Here is a 3,608-nt window from a genome sequence, read left to right as displayed (position 1 = left end):
TTTTTGCTTGTCCTTGCCTGACATGCCCTCAGAATACCCTTCGTTCACTGTCTCGACTACTTTCTCCTCGACTTCTTCCTCTACTTCTTCGATGATTGCCTCAATGCGATCTTTTACGATCAAACCCTCGAAGGCTTCTTCGATTTCCTCTTCTATTTCTTCCATGATTTCATCAATAAGCGTTTCAATTATGCTCTCATCATCTACCATTTGCATCACAATTTTCGGTACAGTTCTGGCAGAAGTATTTGACTGTTTTGGGTTAGTTTCACCAAGAACGCGTGGATGACACCAGTAGTTAATAATAGCGAAATTGCCACTTGGCCCTTAAGACTTCTGAGCAAATTCCCTGTGAACAATTTCAGATTCTATAATCTATACTTGCTCTGATAGTCCACAGAATGTGAGATTTGCTTATGTTTCAGATTATAGATAGGACCGATTAGTAAATTCTCGATATCATCTATCAATGGCTTCGCAGGTTGCATTCTGAACTGATGGTAAGTACCTGGTCTGTATTGCTTTGTGATTTCTTCTGAAAGACTCTTACTGAGCGAAGAAATGGCATCCTTATGTCTTTGTAGCTCGGAGATGCCAGGCACAGGAAACTTCCGTATCTGGCTTCGTGTAACATCATGCATGTTGCAATATGTCATCCAGTACAAATAGAACAGTGATGAGTTCAGGACCAGAAATGAAAAATCCCTTTCCAATTCATTCTTGAATCGCATCAACTTCATATTCGTGGCGCCAGCAGGTTTCTCGATAGAGACGTTCATCCAGTAGTTTGCAGCCCTGCGGAAATAGAGTCTGTATTCACCATCCCCCAGACAGTCTCCAATGGTCCTATCCTTTGAAGCCAATTTTCGTAGTATGGATTCTTTGACCGGGTCGCCAACCTTCGGAATCACTTCGAATTTATCCGCATCCCTCTTCCCACCGATTCTGTCCCGTAGCACCAGTCCGTCGATGTCCCCATACTCGATGTTTTCCATCAGTCCATCCTGCTCATCCTCGCGGAACCTGATGAAGTCGCTTGTCTTCCAGCTCCCATTTGCATGTTCTGTCTTTCTTCCGGTGGTGATGGCCACGTTGATTTCCGCGTTCCTGAACACCTTGGAAGGTCGTCTGGCGAACACACTGGTACAGACATCAGTCAGCTTTTCTCGAATGACGGTGTGAAGCTCGTGCATCGTGCTGTTGGCCAGTATCGAGCTGGTTGTGATGTTTCCGAAATAGCCACCTTCGCGGAGGAGTATCTCGATTTGTCGTTCAATGAAGTTGGCAGAGATTTCGTTGTACCCTGCTGTTCTGTAACGGCTCGACATGAATGCTTTTTCAGCCGGGCTGAGCAGGTCCCCATACGGCGGATTGCCAATAACAACGTCAAACCCGCTCTTCTCCTCGAAAACGCGTGGGAACTCCAGCATCCAGTGGAATGGGTTGATTTGTTCCAGATCTTCGATTGTCGGCAGTCGCTCGATGATGATGATGCTATCTGTGTCCTCACCTTTTCCAATTGCATCACGTATTTCTTTCAGGTGCTTCCCATCGAAATCCTCGAGATTCACTTTCAATTTCGCTGTTTTCTTCCAGGTCGTGAAACCAAGCGAATCCAAACGCCGCTTGGTATCTTCGCTCATACTTCGCCCAAATTTCAAACTCAATGTGGCTCGAGGATCACACCCAGCCGCAAAACCTTCTTGAGCATCTTCCAGATTTTTGAACTCTACGGCCAATCTGTCATTTGTTCCTTTGAGATAGATCTCGTCAAGTTGGTTCCTGATTCTCGAATATAGTGCTCTTATGTCTTCATGCAGTCCAAGATGCTCTTGCTGATTTGCTCTATGTCGTTTAACCTCCTCGGCATATTCCTGTAGGATATCACGCAACTCGTCAGGAGTTTCTTCCCGAGACAATCCAATAAGCGAGTTCCCGGTTTTGATGTTGTAGTTAAGATTCGGGAGTGGCTTCGGGTCTTGGTCGTTTTTCTGTGCCGCTAGTAACCAAAGCCATAGGCGGAGTTTGCATATCTCCACAGCACCATCCATGATATCGACGCCGAACAGGTTGTTCGTGATGATGTCTCTGCGTAGTTGGTACTCCGGTGTTTCGTCTCCAGACTCCTTCCACCACTTGAGAAGCAGATTGGCGGCAGCGAGAAGAAAATGACCAGATCCAACTGCAGGGTCCAGAACTCGAATTTGCTGTAGTTTATTCGTGAAGGCTTCCAGCATCTCTGGGTCATCTTGGTGTTCTTCAATGAATCCATCGAAGCTGGTGTACTCGCTCTTGCCAATCTGGTCCACAGTATACGGAAGAATAGTATTCCTAGCGATATAATCGGTTATGTCAGGTGGCGTGTAGTGGGTACCTATTTTCTTCTTGCCTTTTCGAATCTGGCCCTTGCTTGTCGTTCGCAAGTGCTCAAGGTTGTCGATTTCTCTGATCCTGCTCATTGCTACAACGAACTTCTCGTAAATGTGCCCCAGAATGCTGGGAGTAACCTCATTGGGTCCTGCCGCGTGTGATGAGTCGATGACCCAGTTGTACTTGTTCAGTCCAGCAATTAGCTGGGACCAGTCGAACCCTTCTATGGTGAGTTCCGACTCTTTGATTTGTCCGTGGGGGCTAGGAAATATTCTCTCAGGAAAGAGATTACCGCTGACATGCGGTATGTGAAGGGCCAGATTCTTCTCCCCTTCAAGCGGCATGTTATTTTTGTCAGGACTGTTGAGATATTTGTAGAAGATCTTGTTGAGGGTCGCATAGAATTCGGTCGAGTTTTGGGCTAACTGTGTGAATAGGAGTCTGATATTCGAACCATACTCGCTCCTGGTTTCTTTGATTTCACTGATGATTCCGTTCGAGGCTATGAAATAAAGGAACATGAAGCGATCTAATATTCGTTGAGCTGTCGTGATTTTGTCATGGTCAGGAATCGGTGAAATTATGGATTGGGCAAGCTGCAATCGCAAATCCCAGAGCCGTTTAGAAAAGCGAACAACAAGATCAGAGTTCTTCATTTTCGATTCTTCTCCCGCAATTAAGGAAGACAATAGTGCTGAGATTGCCCAGTCGACTTTAACTCTTCGCCATTTTTCTCTCTTGGCTGGAAGCTGAACCGTACACGTTGTTTTTCTTGGTTAAACGTTGTTGTCTGAATTTACGGGCGTATTTTGACATCTTGAACCCGACGCCCGAAATATACTTCGAGTTTCCCCTTTCTTTTTGCTCGTTTTATTTCTCATCTTTGTTTGAAAGAAACGTCTTATAGTCTCGAATAACTACTGCTTGCTTATCATATCCTCTTTTTCCTCATCATGTTTGGCAATACCAAACACCCAACACAAAGCAGGTCAGAATTACGTATTCTATCAATGCGGATTTTCCCATCGAGCTATTTATCAATCCAGTGCTCATAGTATTGGAACTTGGGTATTGCAGCACTATCCTTGCTTATCTGGTTTCGAGTTTCTTCTTAAAGGATACCCCTCTAGATAGAAACTCGAAGCTTTTAACAGGGTTGATCCTCCTAGGCGGCAAAAACATTGATTAGAGGGGATTTCTGTAAAGTTGCATAGAATAAGCTCCAGCTAAGGAGATTG

2 protein-coding genes are annotated in these 3,608 nt (G+C 45.1%); both read right to left on the bottom strand.

The features are described from left to right. A partial coding sequence (locus GF309_12665) for a hypothetical protein (protein ID MBD3159637.1) occupies nucleotides 1-210 on the bottom strand: 210 nt, incomplete at its 3' end. Between the two features lie 158 nt (nucleotides 211-368). Then, a complete protein-coding gene (locus GF309_12660; protein MBD3159636.1) occupies nucleotides 369-3,026 on the bottom strand; it encodes a hypothetical protein in 2,658 nt (885 codons plus the stop codon). Nucleotides 3,027-3,608: the final 582 nt, after the last annotated feature.

The sequence above is a fragment of the Candidatus Lokiarchaeota archaeon genome (assembly GCA_014730275.1).
In the GTDB taxonomy this organism is placed as follows: Archaea; Asgardarchaeota; Thorarchaeia; order Thorarchaeales; family Thorarchaeaceae; genus WJIL01.
Note: the sequence above shows the minus strand (reverse complement) of the source record. Positions and strands in the feature narration are given on the sequence as shown.